This window comes from Halococcus sp. IIIV-5B (assembly GCF_003602035.1).
GTDB classification, from domain to species: domain Archaea; phylum Halobacteriota; class Halobacteria; order Halobacteriales; family Halococcaceae; genus Halococcus; species Halococcus salsus.
Map to the genome: position 1 here is coordinate 1 of NZ_QZWE01000028.1, position 23,868 is coordinate 23,868.

Here is a 23,868-nt window from a genome sequence, read left to right on the forward strand (position 1 = left end):
CCGTCGGACCGGTCACGGACGGCGGACGGGCGGTCACCCACGCCGACCAGTGGGGGGCGGCGGCGTTCCTCGACGGTCTCGACGGCGACGCCTACGGTACCACGCCGGACCGTCTTCGGGAAGCGCTCGATGCGGTCGTCGCTCGCGAGCGCCTCTGGGTGTCGCCGGGGATCCCCTTCCTGGTCGCGTTGTTCGCGGGGCTCTGTCTCGCGCTCGTCTACGGCGACCTACTCTATACGGTCGTGGACGCGCTCGGTCTTCTGTGACCGGCGACCGCCACGGGAACGTTTAAACGGCGGCTTGACCTACGGCCCGCCGATGAAACGAACGCGTCGCACGGCGACCCCCGCCGGGGCGAGGCGGGGACGGGACGAACACGCGCCGGCCTCGCGGCCAGCAGTCGAGCCGCGGGCCCCTCACGGACTGTAGATGGAAGAGAGTATTTCGGGATTCAAGGAGCGGGGTGGATGGCACGACATCGTCGAGCACGGCGAGCGGATCACGAACGCGCTCGTGGAGTTCGGTGCCGGCGACGGCGAGGCCTTCACCGAGTGGGACGAGTGGCGACCGAAGAACCACGAGCGCCTCGACGAGGACGTCAACGAGAAGACCGCCGAGCAGGCGAGCATCGACGAAGGGGCGGGCGAGCGCGCCGGCAAGGACCCCAACGACGACCTCCGGAGCGCCGGCGAGATGCTCTCGGCGTCCGCCGCCAACATCGACGAACCGGACGAGGTCGCCGAGTCGGTCGTGGACTCGGTCGAGTACGTCGCGCGCGCGGCGGACTCGGTCGGGCGGAAGGCGATCCGCACCGTCGAGGACACGGTCTATCGAAACGTGATGACGCAGGTCGCCCCCTACTACTTCGACAACGAACTCGTGAGCGCGAACCTCCAGCGCACCGACGGCGCGCGCGACGGCGAGTACGCGGGCTACGTCTTCGAGGTCAACGTCAACGACGACGAACTCAAAGAGGAGGTCTCGGAGCGCCTCGCGGAGTACGAGGACCGGGTCGACCGCTGGCACGTCACCACCGAGAAACGGACCGAGATGGCCGAGGCCGCCGAGGGTATCGAGGCCCCCGAACCCGAACGGGACACCGACTTCACGACCAACTAATCCTCGCCGACGTCGGCTTCGACCTGGTTGGCGTCCGCCTCGTCCATCTCCGATTCGGGTAGTCGATGGACTCGTGCGGTGGTGATCCGGGTGTTCTCGACCGACTCGACGGTTATCTCGACCGCCTCGTACTCGATGGTCTCGCCCTCCTCGACCAGCCGGCCCGCCCGGTTGAAGATGAAGCCCGCGATGGTCTCGAACTCCTCGCCCTCGGGGAGTTCGATCCCGAGCGCGTCGTTGACGCCCTCGATGTTGACCTCGCCCGCCACGAGGACGGTGTCGTCGTCGATCCGCTCGATGGGTTCGCGTTCGCCGCCCTCCAAGATCTCGCCCACGATCTCCTCGATCATGTCCTCGACCGAGACGATCCCCTCGGTGGTGCCGAACTCGTCGATCACGATCGCGATCCGGAGGCGGTCGGCGCGCATCTCGCGCAGGAGTTCGTCGACGTTCTTGGACTCGGGGACGTGGAGCGTCGGCTCGATCAGGTCCCGGAGTTCGAGGTCGCGCGACTCGCCGTAGTTGTCCTCGCGAACCAGGTCGCGGATGTTCACGGTGCCGATGGCGTTGTCGAGGTCGCCCTCGTAGACCAGGATCCGGGCGTGACCGCTGTGGATACACGTCTCGATCGCCTCGTCCACGGTGGAGTCGGCGTCCACCGCGGTGACGTCGAGCCGGGGCGTCATCACCTCCTTCGCGATGGTGTTGTTGAATCGGAAGATCCGCTGGAGCATCTCGCGTTCGTCCTCCTCGATCACGCCCTCGCGGCCGCCGGTCTCGATCATACCCTGGATCTCGTCGCGGGTCACGTAGGAGGTCTCGATCGCCGTCCCGCCGCCGGTGATCCGGTTGATCTGGCGGGTGAGGTAATCGAACAGTATCACCAGCGGGAGGAGTACGTACTGGGCGTACAACAGCGGGCGCGAGACCGTGAGCGCCCACGATTCGGGGTGCTCGACCGCGTAGGACTTCGGCGTGCTCTCGCCGAAGAGGAGCACGAGCGCGGTGATCCCGAACGTCGAGACCGCGACCGCTGCCCCCTGTGAGAGGTAGATCGCGAGCAACCCCGTCGAGATTGAGGTCATCGCGATGTTGACGAGGTTGTTCCCCACGAGGATCGTCACCAGGAGTCGATGGGGGTCGGACTTGAGGCGTTGCATCGTGTCCGCTCCCGGCTTTCCCTCCTCGACGACCGCCTCCACCCGGTGGGAGGCGAGCGAGAACATCGCGAGCTCGGACGACGAGAAGAAGGCCGAGAGCCCGATCAACACCACGATGACGACGACGCCGATCGCCGTGAACGTCGTCTCCGACATGGAGAACCCGAGGATATCGACCTGGACCGGAACGGGTGACACGGACGGCACGAACCGGGTGAAACTCATCAGTGTCGCGGAGTTATCCGGGCCGGGGATTAAACGTTCGCATGGCTGAGGCGAAGGGCTTAGGCGGGTCTCGTTCCAATTCGAAGCCATGAGTCAGCCGCAGGCGACCGACCCGATCACCCTCTATCGGCTCCAGGCGTGCCCGTTCTGCGAGCGCGTCGTCCGTCGACTCCAGGAGCTCAACGTCGCGTACGAATCCCGGTTCATCGAACCGCTCCACTCCGAGCGCACGGTCGTCAAACGCGTCAGCGGCAAGCGGACCGTCCCCGCGATCGACGACCCCAACACGGGCGTCACGATGTCCGAGAGCGCGAACATCGTCGAGTACCTCGACGGCACCTACGGCGAGGGAGCCGCCTGATGCCCGACTTCGACGTGGTCGACCTCGACCCCGCCGACAACCCCGAGGCGGGCGAGGCGGCCCCCGACTTCACCCGGCCGCTCGTCAACGCGGAGTTCTGGGAGGACCGCGCGCTCTCGGAGCTCACCGACGAGGGACCACTCCTCCTGCTCTTCCACTCGATGGACGGTGCGTTCCCCGCGACCTACATCTGGAACGAGGTCCGGGACCGTGGCTGGACCGACGCGATCACCGTCGTCGGCCTCTCGATCTCCTCGCCCTACGAACACAAGCGGCTCCTCAAGGACCGCGCCGCCGACGCACGGCTGTTCTCGGATCCCGGTAACGAGGTCGCCGAACGGTACGGGATCGTCAACGACCTCGACGGGATGGCGGGGATCGAGGAGCCACGTCCCGCGGCCTTCGTGATCGACGGCGAGCGCACGATCCAGTACGCCTGGGTTGCCGCGGAGTGGCCCGACTTCCCCGACTACGACGCGATCGAGGCCGCCATCGACGACGTCTGATGGACCCAGAGCGAGTCGAACGTGCGGCCGAGAGCGCCCGGAGCGGGGAGCTGGTGGTCTACCCGACCGAGACCGTCTACGGCCTCGGTGCGGACGCGCTCTCGGAACCGGCCGTCGAACGCGTCTTCGAGGCGAAGGACCGACCGCGCGACGACCCCGTCTCGTTCGGAGTCGCGAGCGTCGAGCGCGCGGTCGAACACACCGCTCCGACCGAGCGGGAAGTCGAGTTCATCCGGGAGTTCCTCCCCGGTCCCGTCACCGTCGTGGTCGAGGCGGGCGGGGCGATCCCCGAGGCGCTGACCGGCGGGCGAGAGCGCGTCGGGATACGGATCCCGGACCATCCGGTCGCGCTCGACCTCCTTCGGGAAGCCGGCCCGCTGACCGCCACGAGCGCGAACCGGAGCGGAACCGGGAGCGCGCGAACGGTCGACGAGATCGACGACTCGGTTCGAACCGCGTGCGGCGTGGTGCTCGACGTCGGCGAGCTCCCCGGCACCGAGAGCACCGTGGTCGACGTCTCGGCGGGCACGATCCACCGTCGCGGGGCGCTCGCCGACGAGATCGCGGCGTGGATCGACGGCAACTAACCGAACCCGAGCAACGAGCGGAGCGAGCGGGTCTTCACACCGCAGTCGCCGCGATACTCACAGGACTCGCACTTCTCGGTATTGGCGAGACGCGGCGGCGGCCCGTCGATCGAGTCGAGCACGTGAACCGTGGCGCGGTAGGCGGCCTTCCGCCGGGTCGTGAGTCGGACCTCCCGGATCGTTCCGTAGGTCGGATATTCCACGAACGCACGCTCGATCGGGGTTTCGCGCTCCCACGCGAGGGCTTTCGCCGCCGCGACGGCGTGGACGATTTGGGGATGCCAGACGCCGTCCTCCGGTGGACTCCCGGCCGAGACCAGCGACGGTACCGGGGGGTCGAGGTCGAGGACCTTGTGCGCGATCCCGTGACACTCCTTGCCGTCGAGGAACACGTCACGCTCGGTGGGACGGCAGAGCTCGTCGAAGGCGTCGAAGCGGGCCTTCGCACAGGAGAGGTTCGTCCGAAACTGGGTCGGCGTGACCGCAATCGGCTCGGTCGCCAGGTCCGCCTCGTCGAGCAGCTCCTCGTATCGGAAGGCGAGTTCGCGACGCGTCTCGACCTCGGGCGGCGGGTCGCGGTCGTCCTCCTGGCGACGATAGTAGCACTGCCGCGGACAGTACGCCGCGGTCCTGAGGTCACTGAACGCGTGTTTCGACATACCGCGGGTGGCCCCGGTATCCGATATAAATCCTCGTCCACGAGTCGGCCACCGGGGACGGCTCGCGGTGTGGCGACTGGCGTCTCTCGAAGGGGGTTTGAACCCCGACCCCCGAGTCGGGGTATGAACACACGCGAGGACACCGTTCGCCTGGCGACGCGGGGCTCGGACCTCGCGCTCCGGCAGGCGAGCACCGTCAAGGACCGACTCGAAACCCGCCGCCGCACGGTCGAGCTCGTCGAGATCGAGACGACCGGCGACCAGCTCCGTGACGACCTGATCCGCCGACTCGGGAAGACCGGTGCGTTCGCCCGCGCGCTCGACGAGGCGGTCCTCGACGGCGACTGCGACGCCGCGGTCCACTCGATGAAGGACGTCCCGACCGAGGACATGGACGACCTCGTGGTCGCGGGGATCCCCGAACGCGCCGCGCCGGGCGACCTGCTCGTCACGCCCGACGGAACGTCCTTTTCCGACCTCCCCGAGGGGGCCACCGTCGGCACGGCGAGCCTCCGACGGAAGGCCGAGCTCCTCGCCGCCCGGCCCGACCTCGACGTGCTCGGGGTTCGCGGCAACGTCGACACGCGGATCGAGAAACTCCTCGCGCCGCATCGCCAGCGCGAGCACGAACGACGGGTCGAGGCGGCCGAAGAGAGCGAGGGGAACGACGACTCGGACGGCGACGACGGGAACGACGACCCGGTGGACTTCGAACGGACCCCACAGGAGTGGTTCGAGGACCTGACCGAGATCGAGCGCCGCTCGCTCGAACGCGAGGTCGAGGACGAGTTCGACGCGATCGTGCTGGCGGCGGCGGGGCTCGAACGGACCGGTCTCGACCGTCACGTCCACACGGAAGCACTTCCCCCCGAACAGTTCGTGCCGGCCCCCGGTCAGGGCGCGATCGCGGTGACGGCGCGCGACGACGCGTTCGCGACGACGCTGAACGACGCGCTCGACCACCCACGAACCAGGGTCGAGACCACCGCCGAGCGAGTCGTACTGGAGGAACTCGGTGGCGGCTGTGTCGCGCCGATGGGGGCCTACGCGGTGCTCGAAGGCGGCTACGTCCACACCTCGGTTCGGGTACTCAGCGAGGACGGCACCGAGGAGGTGGCGGCGACGCGCGACCTCCCGGTCGAACGCCATCCGGAAGCCGCGCGCGACCTCGCGGCGGAACTGGCCGACGACGGCGCGGCCGAACTGATCGAACGCGCCCGCGACGCCGACGAGGAGGCGAAACGGGCGACATGAATGGAACTGTCCACCTCGTGGGGAGCGGCCCCGGCGACCCCGAACTCCTCACGATCAAGGCTCGCCGACTCATCGACGAGGCCGACGTGGTGCTCCACGACAAGCTCCCGGGTCCCGCGATCCTCTCGACCATCCCCGAGGGCAAACGCGAGGACGTCGGCAAGCGCGCGGGCGGCGAACGCACGAGCCAGGAGTACACCAACGACCGGCTCGTGGAACTCGCCCAGGAAGGGAACGAGGTCGTCCGACTGAAGGGCGGTGACCCGTTCGTCTTCGGGCGCGGCGGCGAGGAGATGAGCCACCTCGCCGCGAACGGGGTCGATTTCGACGTCGTGCCCGGTATCTCCTCGGCCTTCGCGGGCCCCGAACTCGCCGGGATCCCCACCACCCACCGCGACCACGCCTCCTGTGTCTCGTTCGTGACGGGCCACGAGGACCCGACGAAGGACGAATCCGCGGTCGACTGGGGCGCACTCGCCGCGACTGGTGGTACCATCGTGGTCCTGATGGGTGTCGGCAAACTCCCGGACTACACCGCCGCGCTCCGCGAGGCCGGGATGGATTCTCAAACGCCCGTCGCGCTGGTCGAGCGCGCGAGTCGCCCCGAGCAGCGGGTCGTCACCGGCACGCTCTCGACCATCACCGAGGTCGCCGCGGAGGCCGAAATCGAACCGCCCGCCATCACCGTGATCGGCGGGGTCGTGGGCGAGCGCGAGACGCTCGCCACCCGCTCCTGACCATGAAGGTCGCCATCTTTCGACCCGCGGACGACCGCCTCGCCCGCGCGGTCTCGCTGCTCGACTCGCTCGGGGTCGAGCCCGTTCCCGACCCGATGCTCGCGGTCGAGGCCACGGGGGCCGCCCCGCGCGAGGACAGTGAATTCACCGTCGTGACGAGCAAGACCGGTGTGGAGCTCGCTGCCGCGGCAGGGTGGGAACCGTCGGGAACGGTGTGCGCCATCGGCGACGCCACCGCCGCGGCGCTCCGCGCGGCGGGGTATCGAGTGGACCTCGTCCCCGAGGAGTTCTCCTCGGTCGGACTCGTGGCGGCGCTCGAAGACCGGGTCGCGGGCGCGCGGTGTGAGGTCGCCCGGAGCAACCACGGCTCGCCGGTGCTCACGAACGGCCTCGAACGCGCCGGCGCGTACGTCCACGAGACGGTTCTCTACGAACTCGTCGTTCCTCCCGAGGCGGGCGAGTCGGCGACGCTCGCGGCGGCGGGCGAACTGGACGGCGCGGTGTTCACCTCCTCGTTGACGGTCGAGAACTTCCTCGCGGCGGCCGACGAACGTGGCGTTCGCGCGGCGGCGGTCGCCGGGCTGGAGGACTGTGTGGTCGGCGCTATCGGCGAGCCGACCCGCGCGACCGCCGAGCGTGAGGGGGTCTCGGTGGACGTCGTGCCGGAGTCAGCGGATTTCGAGGTACTCGCGCAGTCTGTTGTTGCGCAACTTTCGGAGTAGCAGTCTCGTTCGTTCGGGACCGTTCGTTTTTAATCCAAATCTGGAACGATAATTAATTCTCTTTTGACAAATCCCGACACAAATGAGAGACCGCCACCGCACCACCCCGCACCACACGCCTCCCCAACCGATTGCGCTCCTCGTTCGTTCGCTTCGCTCACTCCCTGCGGTGCTCATCCCTCGCACAGTGTTCGCGGTCGGTGCTCACTGTCGTTCGCACACGACCGCGAGGGCGCGCCACCGCGGACCGTGAAGCTGAAGATTTCGATGTGGAGATACGAACCGGGACCTCAGGCCGAGAGTTGGTTCTGATTCACGCGGTAGATCGTCACCGCGTCCCACCGTTTTTCGACGCTGACGCCGTCGAGACCGCTGAAGTCCACGTCGCCGTAGGCGAGGCGTTCGTTCGGGCCGACGTAGATGTAGCGGACGTCGTACTCGTCGAGGAGTCGAGCCCGTTGGGCGGGGGTACCCTCGTAGATGGTCCGGACGTCGTCGACCCGCTCGAAGTAGGCCGTCTCGCCACGGTAGCCGACCTCGTGGTCCCAGCCGACGACCGTCGGGACCCCGGTGAGGCTCGACGGCGCGTTGACCCAGTGGTAGTCCGTGAGCGCCTCCTCGTCGTTGCAGTAACAGGAGGGTACCGAGACGATGGTCGGCTGGCCCGGGCGGGCGTCGAGCCACTCGATCGCGTCGGCCTCCTCGGGGTGAGTGGTCGAGACGAACGCCAGCGCGTCGATCGTCGGGTCGTCGACCTGGGAGACGCTCTCGGTGCTCGTGAAGTGGGCCGTGAGCGCGAACGCACCGTAGACCGACGCCAGGACGACGACGAGGCCGACCAGAACGCGGCCCGCGAGCCGCCAGCGCCCCGTCAGCGCCTCGCGGGCGGCCGTCGCGTCCGGGCGGTGGGCGTCGACGAGCCACGCGCCGACCGCGCCCGCCGCGACCGCGAACAGCATCCAGACCTGGGCGTAGGTCTTGAAGACGGTGTTGAGCCGGCCCGGCCCCGCGTTGCCCTGGATGTAGACGAACTCCACGAGCAGGAGGACCCCGACTCCGGCCACGATCAGCACCGTCTCGAAGCCGACCGCGGGGAGCGGGTCGGCGTCGGTCCGAACGCCGCCGTCGGACTCCGTCGGTCGACGGTCGCTCGCGGCGGTTGACGACGGGGACCGTCCGGTATCGTGCCGGTGGACGAGCACCAACCAGCCGACGACGAGGAGCGGGGCGAGGAGCGCGAGCGCGGCGGCGTCGGCGAGCCACGCCACCGCGACCAGCCCGAGGACGACGACGAGCACGGCCTGCGTGGTGGCCGTATCGAGCAGCCGTCGCCCGCGGTCGAGGAGGTAGGGGACGAACAGCGCGAGGAACGCGCCGTGGACGAGGAGGAGCGCGCCGAGCGGGCTGCGGTCCGGGAGGAAGGCAATCGCGCGCCCGCTGGCGGAGTCGAGCCAGAACGGGACCGACCACGCGATGCCGACGACGAGGACGACGGCCGCGACGACGAGCGCGACACCGGTTCGGAGTGCCTCGCGCTCGACCCGCGACCCGCCCGTGGGGAGTCGGTCGCCGACCCGCGGGATCAGGGTTCTGGGATCGCTATCGGCGAACGTCATCGCGAGCCAGCCGACCCCGACCGAGGTGGGGAAGCTCCAGGTGTTGACCACCGTGAGGAGGCCGACGATCGGGGGCACGGCACCGAAGACGAGAAGCCGACGTCGACGGAGCGCGGCTTCGGGGGTGCGGTAGTAGGCGAACCAGCACGCGGCGGCGAGCAGCAGGAACGGTGTGCTCAGCATGTGGGCGTGGAGGTCGCCGTTGAGCCACGCGAACAGCGGGAATTCGTTGATCGCGCCCGGGATCACCCGGCTGGCGTCCCAGTAGCTGAACGCGCCGGGCGACGCCGCGAGCCCGGCGAGTTCGACGTCGAGTCGAGTGGCGACGGCCCGCGCGAGCCCGTCGGGAAGGACGAGCAGCACGGCACGGCCGGGGGTTTCGAGGTTGCTGGCGAAGCCGACGAAGAAGGCCGCGAGCACGCCCGCGACCGGGGCCGACCGACCGCGAGCCGCCGCAACCGCCCCCGCGAGACCGTAGGCCGCCGTCACGACCGCTCCGAAGAAGCCCGCGAGCGCGAGGTTGTAGGCGTAGCGTGCGGGGGTGAACGTGACCTTCATCAGCAGCGCCGTCAGCAGGTGGCCGCCGTAGTAGTACTGGACGGGTTCGCCCGCGAACCAGAAGTCCTCCGGGGGGAGTGCCTGCGTCCGAAGCAGGGACTTGAGCAGCCCGAAGTCCAGGAATTTCTCGCCGCCGCTCGGGTGTACCGCGGGGTCGACGGCCCGGATCGCGACCACGAACAGGAACGCGACCGCGAACACGACGACCGGTCCGACGAAGCGGCCGAGCTCGAAGTCGGTGCGGTCGAGGTCGCGGAGCGAGAGTGCGGAGAGACCGACGAGGACGAGGAGGCCGGCGACGAGTCCCGCGTCGAGCGAGAGGTGGCCAACCCAGTAGGCCACGACACCGACGACCGTGAGCGAGAGCGGGATCGAGAGCGTCGCCCCGCGGTCGGGGAACCCACGGAAGAGGCGGGCGGCGAGCGGGAGGGCGACCACCCCGAGACCGAGGAAGACGACGAGCCAGAGCGCCACCGGACCGTACTCCATAGCGACACCGGGGAACCGGCGTATATCCGTCTTGTGGGATTCGGTCGTCCCCCGTTTCGAACCCCTTTTACCCGCGCCGTCGGTGCCTCCTGCATGCAGCGGTCCGTCGGGGTCGTCGTGCCGGCCTACCGGCCCGACGTCGAGCGACTCGTCGAGTACGTCGATAGGATAGCCGAGCGGCTCTCGCCGGCGACGATCCGGGTCGAACTCGATGCCCCGCGCTCGGAGGTCGTCGCGGCGCTCGCCGACACGCCCGCGACGGTCGCCACGGCTCCCTACCGTCGGGGGAAGGGCCGCGCGATCACCGCCGGCTTCGAGGCGCTCGACACCGACGTGCTCGCGTTCGCCGACGACGACGGCAGCACGCCCGCGGACTCGTTCGCCGCGGTGGTTCGACCGGTTGCGGAGGACGAGGCCGACCTCGCGGTCGGGTCGCGCCGCCATCCCGATTCGCCGATGGGCCACCACCGGACGTTCGGCCGACGGCGGCTGGGCGACGCGTTCGCGTGGCTCGCCCGCCGCCTCGTCGAGCCGAGCCTCTACGACTACCAGTGCGGCGCGAAGGCCGTCTCGCGAGCGGCGTGGAACGAACTCCGCGAACACCTCTACGAACCGGGCTTCGCCTGGGACGTCGAACTCGTCGCGATCGCGGGCGCGCTCGACCAGCGCGTCGTCGAGGTTCCTGTCGAGTGGCACGACCAGCCCGATTCGACGGTCTCGCCGGTCGGCACCTCGCTCGCGCTCGCCCGCGGCGTACTCGCCGCGCGGCATCGTGCGGGGCTGATCCACGAGAGTCGACTCCACGGCGCGATCGACGCCCGGCGGGCCGAGCAGTCGAGGCTCGTCGAAACCCACGGACCGGACCGACCATGACCCACCGGGAGTCGCGGTCGTGAGCCCGTCCGGGCCGCTGACCGCCCTCCGAGCACGGCTCGCCAGGGGCGGTCGGCTCTCCCAGCGCGTACTCGCGTTGCTATCGGCGGTGCGGTTCGGGAAGTTCGTCTCGGTAGGCGTCGTCGGCGCGGTCTTCGACGTCACGACTTCGACGGTCCTCCGCGAGCTTGGGGTGTTCCCCGAACTCGCCGTCTTCGTCGGTATCGAAGTTTCCATCGTCGTGATGTTTCTGCTGAACGACGTCTGGACGTTCTCGGGCGAGCGGACGGCCGGCGGGTTCGCACGCCTCCGACGGCTGGTGCGCTCGAACCTCGTCCGCACGGGTGGCATCCTCGTCCAGCTCGTGACCTTCCACGTGCTCTATCGGATCGTCGCGGTCCAGCTCACCCTCCTCGGGATCGACGGCTGGTTCGTGGTCTCGAAGCTCGGCGGGATCGGGCTCGGGATGGTCGTCAACTACGTCGCCGAGAGCCTGTTCACGTGGCGTGTTCACAGGGGCACCGAGGATAAGTGAATCACAACCCTTAACCAGCAAACTCGGTTACGAAGAGGTAGCGGGATAGGATAGCCAGGAGATTCCGGCGGGCTCATAACCCGCAGACCGGTAGTTCAAATCTACCTCCCGCTACGTTTCTCGAATCCAACCCACGAGCGAGGAGCGCCGCGACGAGCGAGTGCTGGATTCGAGAACGGGCGACGAGTAGATTTGAAGCAGACGACGAGCGACAGCGGGAGCGACGTTGGCGTGGTTCAAATCTACCGGCCCCCACCTTTTGCTGCAGTCGCTCGCTTCGCTCGCTCCCTGGCAAAATGTGGATCAAAAGCCTCCTCCTTCCTTCCAGTCAGTCGTCGGCCCGCTCGCTCCCTCCGGTCGCTCGCGGTGCAACCTAACCTTACCGTACCGCCACGCACAGCACCGCCGAAGCCCTCGCGCTCCCTGCGGTCGCGCTCGCCCTTCATCCACCAGGAGAGCACAGCTCTCCTGAGCCTCGGCTCGCTTCCGCTCGCCGAGACGCCAGGACCGCATCCGCCACCGTGACCGCACTGCGGCCACAGCCCCATCGCCGCTATCCGTCCAGTTCGGTTGAGTAGTCCGTCAGGCAGACGCGTCGACACCCAACTCGTCGAGCAGTGTTTCCGCAGCGGCGGCCGACGACCCCGGTCCACGGGCGGTGACGAGGTCGCCGTCGACGGTCACGCTGGTGTCGGCATCGAGTTCAGCATCCCAGTTCCCGCCGGCGGCTTTCACCTCGTTCTCGACCCAGTAGGGGAGCTTTCGGCCGTCGGGCATTCGATCCTGGTCGTCGACGATGCCCTCCTCCCACTCGTTCGGGAAGCCCGTCACGTCGCGGCCGTCGACGACGTACCGGCCGTCGTCGTCGTGGGCGAACCCGAGCAGGCCGACCGCGTGACAGACCACGAGCGCCGTCCCGTCCGCGCCGGCGACCGCGTTCGCGAGCAGGTCGCGGGCGTGGCGGTCCTGGTTGACGTCCCACGCCGTGCCGTGGCCACCCGGGAACACCACGGCGTCGTAGTCGGCGGCGTCGACCGAGGCTATTGGACTCGGGTTGTTGAGCCGTTCATCCGTTTCGTCGACCTCCCGAACCCACGCCGCGGTCTCCTCGCCGACCTCTTCGGGGTCGGCCGAGCGCTCGTCCATGACCGGTGGGTCGCCGCTCGGCGTCGCCACCGTCACCTCGACGCCCGCGTCGTCGAGCGTCGTGAGCGGTTCGATACATTCCTCGCCCCAGTAGCCCTCCTCGCTGACGACGAACAGTGCGGTTGTCATCGCTATCGACTACTCTCTCCGGACCGAAAAGCCCCGTGCCGTGCGGTCGAAGGTAGTTCTACCCGTCGCCCTGCGGGTCGACGATGACGACCTCGCCGTCCTCGACGTCGACGTTGATCAGCGTCTTCACGTCGTACTGGCCGTCCTCGAGTTCGTTGCCGCCGCCGACCTTCTTGATCACCGCGACGACGTCGGCGACCTCCGCGCCGATCTCCTCCAGCGCGCCGGTGATACCCCGAAGCGTGCCGCCCGTCGAGAGCACGTCGTCGAGCAGGAGGACCTTGTCGCCCGGGTCGACGTCGTTGACGTACATCTCGTTCTCGGAGTAGCCCGTGACCTGCGAGAGCGCGACCTCGCCGTCGAGGCCGTACTGGCGTTTTCTGACGACCACCAGCGGGATGTCGGTCATCAGCGAGACCGCCGTCGAGAGGTGGATCCCCATCGCCGCGGGCGTGACGATCTTGTCGACGTCGACGTCGGCCTTCCGGATGATCTTGATCACGATCTCGCGGAGGAGGCTGGGTTCGAGCATCGGCACGCCATCGCTGATCGGGTGGACGAAATAATGATAGCCGTCCTTTTCGATGATGGGTGCCTCACGCAGCGACTCCGCCAGCTGGTTCATGCTCCGGGTATAGCCAGTCGTCGCTAAAGCCTGACGGTCCATCCGGCGAACCCCCTCGGGGGACGGCTCGACACGCTCGAAACCACCGAGGCGGGACGACTCGTGAATAGTACCTAGTCGACCACAATAAACATATGTTCTGGAGCGCGTTGGTTCGAGTATGTCTTCGTCGGATGATGTGAGAGGACCGGTTCGTGTTCTTCACGTCGACGACGAACCGGGTTTTTGCGAACTGGTCGGGCTGTTCCTCGAACGCGAACACGACGCGATCGACGTGGCGACGGCGACGAGCGCCGAGGCGGGGCTCGAACGGCTCGACGCGGCCGACGAGCCCGTCGATTGTGTCGTGAGTGATTACGATATGCCGGGGATGAACGGGCTCGACTTCCTCGAACGCGTTCGGGAGTCGAACCCGGACCTCCCGTTCGTGCTGTTCACGGGGCGCGGCAGCGAGGAGATCGCGAGCGAGGCCATCACCGCCGGTGTCAACGAATACGTGGAGAAACGCCACGGCACCGAACAGTACGCCCTGCTCGCCGACCGTATCGACCACCTCGTCGGCGAGTACCGTGCCGAGCGCGAACTCGAGGCCACGAACGAACGGCTTCGGAAACTCTACTCGGGGATCACCGACGCGGTCTTCGCCCTCGACACCGAACGGCGGTTCACCTACGTCAACGGCCGTGCCGAGGAGCTTCTCGGCCAGTCCGAGGAGGAACTGGTCGGCGGGGTGGTCGAGGAGGAGTTCTCGGTGCTCGCCGACACCAAGTTCGAGACGGAGGGCAAACGGGCCTACCGCGAGAACGAACCGGTCGAGTTCGAGGAGTACTATCCGCCGCGCGGCGCGTGGCATCGGGTTCGTGCGGTACCGACCGACGACGGGCTAACGGTCCACCTCAGCGACGTCACCCAGCGGCGGGCGCGCGAGCGAGCGGTATAGCGCCGGCGACGGCCCCCGAGCGAAGCCGACCGAGCGGGAACTTTTTGCGCCGAGCGTCCCAACCCGCGCTATGGCACAGACGACCGAGCGGTACGGCGACTGGCCGCTCAAGCGGCTGATGACCGAGGTGGTCGGCTCGGGGCACAAGTCCGCCGACGACATGACCCGCGAGCAGGCGCGCGAGGCGTTCACCCGGATCCTCGACGGCGAACCCGACCACACCACCCTCGGGGCGTTCTGGCTCGCGAACCGCTGGAAGCGCAACACCCCCGAGGAGCTCGCGGCCTACATCGACGTGATGGCCGAGGAGTCGGTCGAGTTCGCCGCGCCCGACTGCGACCCCGTCGATTGCGGTGCGAACTACGATGGAAAAGGCCGTTCGGCGATCCTCGGGGTCGGTGCGGGCCTCGTGGCCGCCGCCGCCGGTACCCCCGTGGTCACCCACTCCGGCGACCGCGTCCCGACCCAGGAGCAGGACGCCTACAAACACGTCCTCGACGAACTCGGCGTTCGAACCGACCTCGCTCCCCAGGAGAGCGCCGAGATGGTCGACGAGACGGGGTTCGGCTTCTACTACCAGCCCAACTTCAACCCCGGCATCGACGCGATCTCGGAGCGCCGTGCGATGATGGGCGTCCGGACGTTCGTCAACACCATCGAGACCCTCGCGAACCCCGCGGAGGCGAGTGTGCACCTCGGGAGCTTCTATCACCTCCCCTACGCCAAACGCATCATCGACACCTTCGCCGAGAGCGAGCACTACGACGTGCCCCGCGTGGTGATGTTCCAGGGGATGGAGGGCTACGACGACATCCGGCCCGGTTCGACGACGGTCGCAGTCGGTGAGGACGGCGACCTCGACGACTTCGAGATCAAGACCGCCGAGTACGGCATGGACTTCGACGCCGAGGACCTCGGGGTCGACGACGTGGCCGCCGACTCCGCGACCATCACCGAGGAGGTGCTCGCGGGCGAGCGCGACGACCAGTTCGCCGACGCGGTCGCGCTCAACGGCGCGTTCCGGATCTACGCCCGCGAGGACTGCGACTCGCTCGACGAGGGGCTCTCGACCGCGCGCGAGGTCATCGCCGACGGCAGCGCCGCGAGCGTGCTCGACGACCTCCGGGATGTCTGAGTTCGTCGACCGAGCGCCTATACCCGAAGTCGGCAGGGTTTTCCGCCGCGCGGTGTTTCCCCGAGGCATGACGAACGCGACCCTGCACACGAACCGCGGCGACATCGAGGTCGAACTCTACGACGAGCGCGCGCCGCGCACGGTCGAGAACTTCGTCGGGCTCGCGACCGGCGAGCGGGAGTGGGAGGACGGCGGCGAGACGGTCGAGGAGCCGCTCTACGACGACGTGGCCTTCCACCGCGTGATCGAGGGCTTCATGATCCAGGGTGGCGACCCCGACGAGACCGGGCGCGGCGGCCCGGGCTACTCCTTCGACGACGAGTTCCACGACGACCTCCGCCACGACTCGGCGGGGGTCCTCTCGATGGCGAACTCCGGCCCGAACACCAACGGCTCGCAGTTCTTCATCACGCTCGACGCCCAGCCCCACCTCGACGACCGCCACGCAGTGTTCGGGAAAGTCACGGACGGGATGGACGTCGTCCGCGAGATCGGCTCGGTCGACACCGACCGCAACGACCAGCCCCAGGAGGAGGTCGTCCTCGAATCCGTCGAAGTCCACGACTGAAGCGGAGCAAGAAACGTTACTCGATCGACTTCGTCCGACCGAACGCTTAGGTACCACTCCGCTCGAAGTATTACTCATGAGCGGTACGACTCGTGACGTCGTCAGAGTGTCGGCGAAGGGGCAGGCGACGATCCCGAAGCAACTCCGCGAGAAGTTCGGGATCGAGACCCCAGGACGGGTTCGGTTCCGCGAGAGCGAGGCGGGCGAGATCGTGGTCGAGCCCGTTCCACGACCGTCAGAGCTCCGGGGTCGACTCGCCACCGACGAGTACGAGCGGGGCGAAATCACGGCGAAGCTTCAGGAGTTTCGCGATTCCGAACGCGTCGAAGAGCGGCCGCGCGACGTGGCGAACCCGGATGGCGATGAGTGAAACCTACGTGTTTGACGCCGAGCCGCTGATCGCGTACTGCTACGACGAACCCGGCGCGGACCGTGTCGAGTCGCTGCTGACGGGGGTTTACGACGGCGATGCGACCGGTCTCATGAGCGAGGTCACTGCGACGGAGGTCACGTACAAGATCGCGTGGCTCGAAACCGATGGGCGACCCACGGCTGACGACCTCGCCACCGGTCGAACCCAGGTTCGGGATATCGTGGACGGTGGGTGCAAGCTTCGACCCACGACCGAGTCGTGGGAGACGGCGGCACGAGTGAAAGCGGGTGGTGGCATCGCCCTCGGTGATGCGTTCGCGGTGGCACTTGCCGATGCGGCCGGCGCGACGCTCGTGGTGGGTGCCGACGACGACTTCGCCGACCTCCCGGTCTCGATTCGAATCGAACGGATCCGCGACGAACCGGCGTAGCCTCGGCGCGAAACGGTGGACGATCCCATCGTGTGCCGTGGGAGCGTTCGAACGGCAAGCGCAAAGACCGTCGAGGTACGATCGAACACATGCCCGACGAACCCGTCGACCCCAGCGACATCGGCGAGCACGACGCCCCGCCGGTCGAGGAGAAACCCTACAAGATAATCTTCGAGGCCAACAAGTGTATCGCGGCGGGCAAGTGCGCCGAGGTCTCCGAGAACTGGACGATGAACCTCACCTCCGGGATCGCCCAGCCCGAATCCTACTTCATCGACGAGTCCGCGCTGGAGGACAACATCGAGGCCGCCGAGGTCTGTCCCGCGAAGAAGGACCGGGGTGTGATACACGTCGTCGATCGCCGGACGAACGAGGAGATCGCGCCCGACCCGGCGGGCGACGGCTCGCTCTCGGTCGATTGGTAGCCCGGCAGTAACCGAAACGGGTTTTCGCGCGCGGACGAACTCCCTACTGCGCGAGGGTGGCCGAGTCTGGCCAAAGGCGCTGGGCTTAAGACCCGGTCTCTTAGGAGTTCGTGCGTTCAAATCGCATCCCTCGCACTCCATTTCGACCGATCAGTTCGTCCGTTCCAGTTCACCGCCTCGAACGTCTGGACTCGGCTCGGTTCCCGGATTGCGACTTCCGGAACGATTTAGTCGCCGTCGGGCGAATTCGCGCCCATGTCAGTACCGAGCGTGACGTTGCCGAGCGGCGACGAGATGCCGATGATCGGCGTTGGCACCTGGGACATCGACGGCGAGACGGTACAGAACTCCGTCCGCGCCGGGCTCGACGGGGTCTACACCCACGTCGACACCGCCGAGGGCTACCGAAACGAGAGCGAGATCGGCGAGGTGCTCGCCGACTACGACCGCGAGGAGTTCTTCCTGACCTCGAAGGTGCTGCCCGGGAACCTCGATTACGACTCGGTGATCGAGGCCTGTGAGGACTCGCTCGACCGGCTCGGGACCGACTATCTCGACCTCTATCTGATCCACTGGCCGAACCCGGCGATCTCGCTGCGCGAGACCCTGAACGCGATGGAGACGCTCCACGACGAGGGGAAGGTCCGGAACGTGGGCGTCTCGAACTTCAGCGCCTACCAACTCAGCAACGCCCTCCACATCGCGGACGTCCCGATCGCCGTCAACCAGATCGAGTTCCACCCCTGGTTCCAGCGGCCCGAGCTCGTCGAGTACTGCCGGGAGAACGACGTGGCCGTTGAGGCCGCGGCCCCGCTCGCCCGGACGGACGTCCTCGGCGACGACACCGTCGAGGATATCGCCGAGAACTACGACAAGACCCCGGCCCAGGTCGTCCTCCGGTGGGCGGTCGAGGAGAGCGTGGTCGTGATCCCGAAGTCGTCCTCGCCGGACCACATCGAGTCGAACGGCCAGCTCTTCGACTGGGAACTCGACGAGGACGACCACCAGCGCCTGAACGGGATCGACCGCGACCAACCCGTCTACGACCACCCGGCGAAGGACTGGACCGGCGACGTCTACGGGATCGCCGAGTAACGCCCGAGAGCAGATCGAATCCTCGGGCGTCGCCGTGCCGTCGGAACGACGATTTTATCACGATTCCCCATGTCGGTCCGACCAATGGCTTCCACACTCCTCGTCGAGGACGTCGCCGACCAGGTCGTCACCGCCGCCCGCACCGCAACCGGCGACCGCCTCCGGTCGGTGACCTACTTCACCCGCACCGACTACGACCAGCTCTACCTCCGAGATGACCTCGAACGCGACGCCGACGTGATGAGCTTCATCGGCCACGAGTGGCACGACTTCAAGAACACCCGCGACGCCTATCGGAGCTCCGAACTCGGGGCCTACCGCCACACCATCCGGGTGTTCGAGAACGGCTACCTTCTCCGGATCACCACCGACCGCGACGGGGTGTTCGTCACGACGGATGGTCTGACGATGAGCGACTTCGAGGCGGTCGCGAGCGCGGTCGTCGCGGTTCTCGAAGACCGCTGACCGCTGGTGAAATCGAGTGACGACGCGTTTTTGCCGCCGACCGCCGAACGCGGGGTATGACCGAGACACACGACGCGTTCGCGGCCCACGACGCCTACGAGCGCGACGGCGAGTGGTACGAGCTGACGACGACGCCGTTCGACGCGCGAGCGGCCCCCGCCAGCGACGGCTATCGGGTCCAGGTCATCGTCCCGACGCTCGACGGCGCGACCGAGGAGCCGGTCGAGGACGTTCTCGACGACGGCTGGTTCGAGACGTTTCGCCTCCGCCTCGACGACGCCGACGGCGCGGCTCGTTCCGACGTATCGGTGCCCGAACCGACCGTCGAACGTGAGGACGGCCTCGTGGTCGTCGAGTTCGCGTTCGACCACGAGGAGCCGCGGGTGGCCGCCGAGACGGCGAAGGTGCTCGCCGAGTACGTCGAGGGAACCTACGTCGAGGGGATCGTTCCGGGCTTTTCGTACCTGCCGCCCGTCGCGGGGCTGCTCGCGCGTGCTCGGACGCAGGGGGACAGCGAGGGTGAGGGCGACCGCGGGCCGATGCCGCTCTAGGCGGACGCGCGCTCGCCGACCACGACCTGCCGGACGTCGCCGAGGACGTCGAAATCCGCGAGCGCGACGAGGCGGTCGCCGACTTCGAGCGAGTCGTCCTCGCGGGGGAGCCCGAGCTGTTCGTCGGCCTTCCCAAACGCGAGGAGGTCGGCGTCGCCGGGGAGTTCGAGCTCGCTCATGGTGTAGCCGAGCATCGGCGAGTCGTCGGTGACGGTGAACTCCACCAGCTGCAGGTTCTGTGCGATGTCGGCGATCGCACGGATCGAGCCACCGACGAGGGCGTTCTTCGCGCCGATCGCGCCGAGGCGTTCGGGGTAGACCACCTCGTCGACGTCGCTGGCGTACTTCCGGTAGATGTCCTGATAGTAGTCGTCGTCCGAGCGCATCACGGTGCGACAGCCGTGGGCTTTGGCGATCATGCAGGCGACGAAGTTGGTGGTGAGGTCGCCGGTGAGCGCGCCGACCGCATCGGCGTCCTCCAGCCCCGCCTCCAGCAGGTCCTCCTCGCGCGAGCCGTCGCCGTCGACGACGTCGACGATCTCGAGACGGTCACCCCAGAGCCCCTGGAGGCGTTCGGGGTCGTTGTCGATCACGGTCGCCTCGTGGCCCTCGTCGGCGAGCACCCTCGCGGTACGGAGTCCGACCCGGCCAGCGCCCACGATGACGAATTGCATATCACCTCTTATAGCGAGGACGGTCAATAGCTTTACTCACCGAATCGAGCCACAGTCCGAACGGGATCGCCCGACCAGCCGCCGTCGACCCGTTCCGACATCCGGAAGGTGGTTCGGGCCAGAGAGACGACATGGTCTCGGTCGTCGACCTCGTCGGGCTCCTGGCCGTGGTGGTGGTCAACACCGGTATCGCGGCGGTCGGCACCCGCATCCTCCGGGCCACGCTCGCCACCTGGTGGGGGGTCGCGGCCTACACGCTCGTGCTCGTTCCCACCGTCGAGACGGCGGTGGCGCTCGTCCTCACCGGTCCGGTCGGACTCGGCCCGAACCTCGGCACCCCGACCGCCGTGGTGGCCCTCGTGGTCGCGCTGCCGTTCGCGCTCGGGGTCGCCATCGACGTCTTCTGGATGCCCGCACCCGACGAGGTCGACCTCCCCGACGGGTTCGACGGGTGAGAAATCAACCGAGCAACGAAACACAGCCCCCGGCGACGATCCGCGCCACCTCGACCACCTCGTCGGTGTAGACGAACTCGCCGGCCCCGTGGATGTTCTCGCCGTCGGGCCCGACGATAACGGTCGGAAGGTCCGCCCGGTGACCGAAGTAGTTGAAGTCGCCGACGCTCGAGAAGTAGCCGATGGCCGGTTCCTCGCCGGTCACTGCTTCGACGCCGCTCGTGAGCGCACCCACGAGCGGTTCGTCCGGGTCGGTGACGTACGGCCCGTAGCGGACGTCCGGTGCGGGCGCTTCCCGAAAGTCGATCTCGACGTCGGAGCCGAGGTCGAGGTCCTCGACCAGCCGCTCGGCGTCGGCCCGAACCACGTCCTCGGTCTCCCCGACGACGACGTGGCGGTCGACCAGTAATCGACAGGCTTCGGGAACGGAAAGCGTCTCGCCGCCGCCCTCGATCTGTAGGGGACAGACCGAGCCGTCGCCGAGCTGCTCGTGGGAACCGACCGCCAGGTCCTCGAACGCGGCCGCCAGCCGCCCCGCGTCCGCCACCGAGTTGACCCCCTTGTCGGGCTGCGAGCCGTGTGCAGCCTTGCCAGCGACCGAGATGTCGTAGAGGAACCGGCCGCGCGCGCCGAGGAGGAGCGCGGGGTTCTCGATATCCTCCTGGGCGAGGATCGGACCGGGTTCGGTGACGACCGCGGCGTCGCACTCGTCGGTAATACCATCCCGGAGCAACTGGTTCGCGCCGAGACCGTAGGGCCCCTCCTCGTCGACGACAGCCGTGAAAATCACGCTTCCCGCCAGATCGGCATCGGCGAGCGCGTCGAAGGCGGTCATGATCCCCGCGAGCCCACCCTTCATGTCGCACGCGCCCTGGCCGTAGAGCTTGCCGTCCTCGACGCGCCCCGAGAGCGGGTCCTCCTCCCACGCCTCGACGATCTTCACGGTATCCATGTGGGCGTTCAGGAGGAGCGTCGGCGCGTCAGGGTCGGAGCCGTCAAGCCGCGCGAGCACGTTGTTCCCCTCGAAACCAGTGAGGGCGGGTTCGCTCACGGGGTGGCGTTCGGGGTCGAGGTTTCGAGCGTCGAGCCAGTCGAAGACGAACTCGCTGATCGCGTCCTCCTCGAAGTAGGGGCTCCGGATCCGCACGAGTTCTCGGAGGAGATCGATCGTCTCCTCGTGGTCGATGCGCTCCGTAACGGTCCGGATAGCGTCTTCTTCTCCGTCGGTAGCGTCGCTATCGGCGGTCTCGCGGCTGCTCGGATCAGTCATCGGCGGTCGTCTCCTGGATATCCGGGTCGTACTCCGCGGAGGGAACCCCCGGGAGGGTGTCGAGGATCGCCCCGACGTCGGTGCCGGCCTGGCGACCCCGGTACCAGTAGATCCCGAACACCACGAGCCCGACGAGTAGCCACGGGACGTAGATCGCGAGCGAGCCCTGGTAGGCCTGGGTGAACAGCGCGAGTGCACCGAGCGCGCCCACGGCTCCGGAGAGGTACAGGCCACCGCCGAGGTCGAAGCCCGCCCGTTCGACCACGTCGGGGCGGGTGAGACGCGCGTACAGCAACGTCACCGAGACCGCAAAGTAGGCGATGAGGTAGCTGAAGGTGGCGATCTTGATGGCCTGGTCGAGCCCGGCCGAGTAGAACGTCAGCGCCGAGGAGACGACGTAGAGGGTGAGCAACGACCAGTGTGGCGAGCCGAAGCGGTCGTTCACGGCCGAGAACCACCGCGGGAACACCTCGTCCCACGACCACGAGTACGGCATCTTGATCCCCGCCGCCATTATCGCGTTCACGCTCGACGCCGTAGCGAGCAGCCCACCGATAGCGACGATGGCCGAACCGTTCGCCCCGAGGAAGGTCTCGGCGGCGTCGGCGAGCGGGCGTGCCGAGTCCGCGAGGATGGTGTAATCCGCGACGACACCGTAGATGACCGCCGCGGTCCAGATGTAGAGCAGGGTGAGCACGAGGGTGCCGCCGACCATCGCGAGCGGGAGGTTCCGGGAGGGGTTCTTGACCTCCGCCCCCATCTGCCCCGCGACCGCGATGCCGATGTAGGCGTAAAAGAGCGGGACGGCGGCTGCGAGGAAGCCGTCCGCGCCGCCCGTGAAGAAGGGCTGGTAGTTCGCGGTCTCGATGTGGAGGGTTCCTGGGATGACGAGCACGAGGATCGAGACCACGAGCAGCCCGAAGATGACGTTCTGTGCGATGCTGTAGCCACGCGAGCCGACGAGGTTGACGAGGAAGAGCACGGTGAGCAGCCCGAAGCCGACGAGCGCGATCTCGCCCTCGCCCGCGATGAGGTCGGGGAAGAACACCTGGAGGTAGCTCCCGAACCCGATCGCGAGCACCGCGTCGGCGGCCATGTAGCCGAGCCACTTCGACCACGTCACCAGAAAGCCCGGCAAGCGGTTCCCGAGCGTTCGCGAGACGTAGGCGTACGACCCCGCGGCCCCCGGAAAGACGGTCGCCATCCAGCTGTAGTTGACCGCGATGGCGGTCGCGAGCAGTCCGGCGACCACCACCACGAGGATGACGCTCGGCCCGGTGGTCGAACTCGCGGTGCCGAGCGTGACGAACAGCCCCGCGCCGAGCGTGCCCGCGACCACCGTGCTCATCGCCCCGAGCGCGCCGATGTCGCGCGAGAGGCTCCGGTCGTCGTTCCCACCGCTGTGTGCCATACGGTACCACGCTAGTGTGGAGGCATAACACGACCCCCTATCATGAGAGGATCAACGTCCGAGGAGTTTGGCCTCGGCCTTCCGGAGGTGTTCGAGGAGGGTGGCCTTCGAGACCCCGAGTTCGGTCGCGAGGTCGGCGGCGCTCACGTCGCGCGGCCAGGTGTAGTAGTTCCGGCGGCGTGCGAGGTCGAAGACCTCGCGCTGGCGTTCGGAGAGGTCGTCGAGAGGCAGGACGCCGGTGGCGCTGTAGGCGACGGCGATGTCCTCGATGCGAACCTCGGCGTCCATCTCCTCGCGAACGGCGGCGATCCGCGCGGCGACCGTCTCCCGGTCCGCGTCGACCAACACCGTCCAGTACTCCCGCCCGTGGTGCATCCTGACGGGTTCGTCCGGGATGAAGCCGCGTGAGACGAGCGCGTCGTTGATCGAGTTCTCGATCTCGTACCGGACCACGATCCCCCGACTCGCGTTCCCCGGAACGGGTTCGTCGACGGCGTGGAGCCCGGCGACGTGTGCGCCGTCGGTCTCCCAGACGGAGTCGGTGAGGGGGGAGGCCCGTACCGCCTCGACCAGCGCCTCGGTCTCGGCGTCGGTCTCGCCGTAGACGGTGAACCGGCCGGTCGCCGAGCCGTCGATGGTGTAGACGCCGTGTCCGAGGAGGCCGGCATCGCTGTCCTCGGTGACCGCGAGCGTCCAGCAGTCGGGGTGCCAGATGTCGAGCGTCACCCGCAGACCCGTTCCCTCCCGAGGCGTCATCGAGGTCGGTAGAACGACG

The 23,868-nt window shown here is 68.0% G+C and carries 29 protein-coding genes and 2 tRNA genes; 22 read left to right on the forward strand and 9 right to left on the reverse strand.

The genetic code is table 11. From position 1 onward, the window contains the following. Together D3261_RS15560 and D3261_RS15565 are read left to right on the forward strand one after the other, a co-directional pair. The coding region (locus D3261_RS15560) for an A24 family peptidase C-terminal domain-containing protein (protein ID WP_304999781.1) at positions 1–266 on the forward strand (266 nt) is incomplete at its 5' end. Positions 267–429: 163 nt separating this feature from the next. Further along, positions 430–1,119, forward strand: a complete 690-nt coding sequence (locus D3261_RS15565; RefSeq protein ID WP_120073938.1) for a DUF5828 family protein — start codon at positions 430–432, stop codon at positions 1,117–1,119. Here D3261_RS15565 and D3261_RS15570 read toward each other — a convergent pair. Continuing rightward, the gene (locus D3261_RS15570; protein WP_120073940.1) at positions 1,116–2,504 is read right to left on the reverse strand and encodes a hemolysin family protein; all 1,389 of its coding nucleotides are present in this window, start codon (positions 2,502–2,504) and stop codon (positions 1,116–1,118) included. The two genes, D3261_RS15565 and D3261_RS15570, sit on opposite strands and share 4 nt — an antisense overlap. An 88-nt stretch (positions 2,505–2,592) precedes the next feature. On the opposite strand from D3261_RS15570, the gene D3261_RS15575 reads away from it, so the two are divergent. Genes D3261_RS15575 through D3261_RS15585 form a run of 3 tightly spaced genes read left to right on the forward strand, consistent with a single transcriptional unit; the run spans position 2,593 to position 3,958 of the window. Further along, entirely contained in the window at positions 2,593–2,865 is a 273-nt protein-coding gene (locus D3261_RS15575; RefSeq protein WP_120073942.1) for a glutathione S-transferase N-terminal domain-containing protein, read from the forward strand. Further along, the gene (locus D3261_RS15580) at positions 2,865–3,371 is read left to right on the forward strand and encodes a redoxin domain-containing protein (protein WP_120073943.1); all 507 of its coding nucleotides are present in this window, start codon (positions 2,865–2,867) and stop codon (positions 3,369–3,371) included. The genes D3261_RS15575 and D3261_RS15580 overlap by 1 nt, the downstream gene beginning before the upstream one ends. Continuing rightward, positions 3,371–3,958 (forward strand): L-threonylcarbamoyladenylate synthase, encoded by a 588-nt coding sequence (locus D3261_RS15585; RefSeq protein ID WP_120073945.1) that lies wholly within the window; start codon positions 3,371–3,373, stop codon positions 3,956–3,958. The genes D3261_RS15580 and D3261_RS15585 overlap by 1 nt, the downstream gene beginning before the upstream one ends. Here the strand turns inward: D3261_RS15585 and D3261_RS15590 are convergent. Continuing rightward, the gene (locus D3261_RS15590) at positions 3,955–4,617 is read right to left on the reverse strand and encodes a hypothetical protein (RefSeq protein WP_120073947.1); all 663 of its coding nucleotides are present in this window, start codon (positions 4,615–4,617) and stop codon (positions 3,955–3,957) included. The genes D3261_RS15585 and D3261_RS15590 overlap by 4 nt on opposite strands. A 123-nt stretch (positions 4,618–4,740) precedes the next feature. On the opposite strand from D3261_RS15590, the gene hemC reads away from it, so the two are divergent. The 3 genes from hemC to D3261_RS15605 are packed head-to-tail and all read left to right on the forward strand — an operon-like array spanning position 4,741 to position 7,330. Continuing rightward, complete coding sequence (gene hemC / locus D3261_RS15595; protein ID WP_120073949.1) at positions 4,741–5,871, forward strand: hydroxymethylbilane synthase; 1,131 nt, start codon at positions 4,741–4,743, stop codon at positions 5,869–5,871. Beyond that, entirely contained in the window at positions 5,868–6,608 is a 741-nt protein-coding gene (gene cobA / locus D3261_RS15600; RefSeq protein ID WP_120073950.1) for a uroporphyrinogen-III C-methyltransferase, read from the forward strand. Before hemC ends, cobA begins: the two co-directional genes overlap by 4 nt. Before the next feature lie 2 nt (positions 6,609–6,610). After that, positions 6,611–7,330 (forward strand): uroporphyrinogen-III synthase, encoded by a 720-nt coding sequence (locus D3261_RS15605; RefSeq protein WP_120073952.1) that lies wholly within the window; start codon positions 6,611–6,613, stop codon positions 7,328–7,330. Positions 7,331–7,620: 290 nt separating this feature from the next. On the opposite strand, the gene D3261_RS15610 is transcribed toward D3261_RS15605, so the two are convergent. Beyond that, positions 7,621–9,993, reverse strand: coding sequence for a DUF2298 domain-containing protein (locus D3261_RS15610; RefSeq protein WP_120073954.1), 2,373 nt, complete (start codon positions 9,991–9,993; stop codon positions 7,621–7,623). A gap of 93 nt (positions 9,994–10,086) precedes the next feature. Between D3261_RS15610 and D3261_RS15615 the strand changes: the two genes are divergently transcribed. The 3 genes from D3261_RS15615 to D3261_RS15625 all read left to right on the forward strand — a co-directional run bounded on the left by D3261_RS15615 (position 10,087) and on the right by D3261_RS15625 (position 11,515). Further along, a complete protein-coding gene (locus D3261_RS15615; protein ID WP_120073956.1) occupies positions 10,087–10,866 on the forward strand; it encodes a glycosyltransferase in 780 nt (259 codons plus the stop codon). A 19-nt stretch (positions 10,867–10,885) separates the two neighbouring features. After that, positions 10,886–11,401 (forward strand): GtrA family protein, encoded by a 516-nt coding sequence (locus tag D3261_RS15620; protein WP_120073958.1) that lies wholly within the window; start codon positions 10,886–10,888, stop codon positions 11,399–11,401. Positions 11,402–11,440: 39 nt separating this feature from the next. Beyond that, positions 11,441–11,515 (forward strand) — tRNA-Met (locus tag D3261_RS15625). Between the two features lie 468 nt (positions 11,516–11,983). Here D3261_RS15625 and D3261_RS15630 read toward each other — a convergent pair. Next, entirely contained in the window at positions 11,984–12,676 is a 693-nt protein-coding gene (locus D3261_RS15630) for a type 1 glutamine amidotransferase domain-containing protein (RefSeq protein ID WP_120073960.1), read from the reverse strand. 58 nt (positions 12,677–12,734) lie between these two features. Continuing rightward, positions 12,735–13,301 carry a hypoxanthine/guanine phosphoribosyltransferase gene (gene hpt, locus D3261_RS15635; RefSeq protein WP_120073962.1) on the reverse strand — a complete coding sequence of 189 codons (567 nt, stop codon included), beginning with the start codon at positions 13,299–13,301 and terminating at the stop codon, positions 12,735–12,737. A gap of 160 nt (positions 13,302–13,461) precedes the next feature. On the opposite strand from hpt, the gene D3261_RS15640 reads away from it, so the two are divergent. From D3261_RS15640 to D3261_RS15685, 10 genes are all read left to right on the forward strand, one after another. After that, entirely contained in the window at positions 13,462–14,241 is a 780-nt protein-coding gene (locus D3261_RS15640; protein WP_120073964.1) for a response regulator, read from the forward strand. Positions 14,242–14,311: 70 nt separating this feature from the next. Continuing rightward, on the forward strand, positions 14,312–15,376 hold the full coding sequence (locus tag D3261_RS15645; RefSeq protein ID WP_120073966.1) for an anthranilate phosphoribosyltransferase: 1,065 nt from the start codon (positions 14,312–14,314) through the stop codon (positions 15,374–15,376). Between the two features lie 67 nt (positions 15,377–15,443). Beyond that, positions 15,444–15,944, forward strand: coding sequence for a peptidylprolyl isomerase (locus D3261_RS15650; RefSeq protein ID WP_120073968.1), 501 nt, complete (start codon positions 15,444–15,446; stop codon positions 15,942–15,944). A 76-nt stretch (positions 15,945–16,020) separates the two neighbouring features. After that, complete coding sequence (locus D3261_RS15655; protein ID WP_120073969.1) at positions 16,021–16,314, forward strand: AbrB/MazE/SpoVT family DNA-binding domain-containing protein; 294 nt, start codon at positions 16,021–16,023, stop codon at positions 16,312–16,314. Further along, the gene (locus tag D3261_RS15660) at positions 16,307–16,747 is read left to right on the forward strand and encodes a PIN domain-containing protein (protein ID WP_158589408.1); all 441 of its coding nucleotides are present in this window, start codon (positions 16,307–16,309) and stop codon (positions 16,745–16,747) included. The genes D3261_RS15655 and D3261_RS15660 overlap by 8 nt, the downstream gene beginning before the upstream one ends. 89 nt (positions 16,748–16,836) lie before the next feature. Next, a complete protein-coding gene (locus D3261_RS15665) occupies positions 16,837–17,172 on the forward strand; it encodes a ferredoxin (protein ID WP_120073973.1) in 336 nt (111 codons plus the stop codon). Positions 17,173–17,222: 50 nt separating this feature from the next. Then, a tRNA-Leu gene (locus D3261_RS15670) sits at positions 17,223–17,307 on the forward strand. Between the two features lie 120 nt (positions 17,308–17,427). Beyond that, the gene (locus D3261_RS15675) at positions 17,428–18,267 is read left to right on the forward strand and encodes an aldo/keto reductase (RefSeq protein WP_120073975.1); all 840 of its coding nucleotides are present in this window, start codon (positions 17,428–17,430) and stop codon (positions 18,265–18,267) included. A gap of 84 nt (positions 18,268–18,351) precedes the next feature. Then, on the forward strand, positions 18,352–18,732 hold the full coding sequence (locus D3261_RS15680; RefSeq protein ID WP_120073977.1) for a hypothetical protein: 381 nt from the start codon (positions 18,352–18,354) through the stop codon (positions 18,730–18,732). 56 nt (positions 18,733–18,788) lie between these two features. Then, on the forward strand, positions 18,789–19,283 hold the full coding sequence (locus D3261_RS15685) for a DUF5813 family protein (RefSeq protein WP_120073979.1): 495 nt from the start codon (positions 18,789–18,791) through the stop codon (positions 19,281–19,283). Here the strand turns inward: D3261_RS15685 and D3261_RS15690 are convergent. Beyond that, the gene (locus D3261_RS15690) at positions 19,280–19,957 is read right to left on the reverse strand and encodes a TrkA family potassium uptake protein (protein WP_120073980.1); all 678 of its coding nucleotides are present in this window, start codon (positions 19,955–19,957) and stop codon (positions 19,280–19,282) included. The genes D3261_RS15685 and D3261_RS15690 overlap by 4 nt on opposite strands. A 131-nt stretch (positions 19,958–20,088) precedes the next feature. On the opposite strand from D3261_RS15690, the gene D3261_RS15695 reads away from it, so the two are divergent. Continuing rightward, positions 20,089–20,412, forward strand: a complete 324-nt coding sequence (locus D3261_RS15695; protein WP_120073982.1) for a hypothetical protein — start codon at positions 20,089–20,091, stop codon at positions 20,410–20,412. Between the two features lie 4 nt (positions 20,413–20,416). On the opposite strand, the gene D3261_RS15700 is transcribed toward D3261_RS15695, so the two are convergent. From D3261_RS15700 to D3261_RS15710, 3 genes are read right to left on the reverse strand one after another with little or no spacing between them, the layout of a single operon-like run. After that, on the reverse strand, positions 20,417–21,682 hold the full coding sequence (locus tag D3261_RS15700) for a M20 family metallopeptidase (protein WP_120073984.1): 1,266 nt from the start codon (positions 21,680–21,682) through the stop codon (positions 20,417–20,419). Then, the gene (locus D3261_RS15705; RefSeq protein WP_120073986.1) at positions 21,675–23,093 is read right to left on the reverse strand and encodes an APC family permease; all 1,419 of its coding nucleotides are present in this window, start codon (positions 23,091–23,093) and stop codon (positions 21,675–21,677) included. Before D3261_RS15705 ends, D3261_RS15700 begins: the two co-directional genes overlap by 8 nt. Before the next feature lie 51 nt (positions 23,094–23,144). After that, entirely contained in the window at positions 23,145–23,849 is a 705-nt protein-coding gene (locus D3261_RS15710; RefSeq protein ID WP_120073987.1) for a helix-turn-helix domain-containing protein, read from the reverse strand. Between the last annotated feature and the right edge of the window lie 19 nt (positions 23,850–23,868).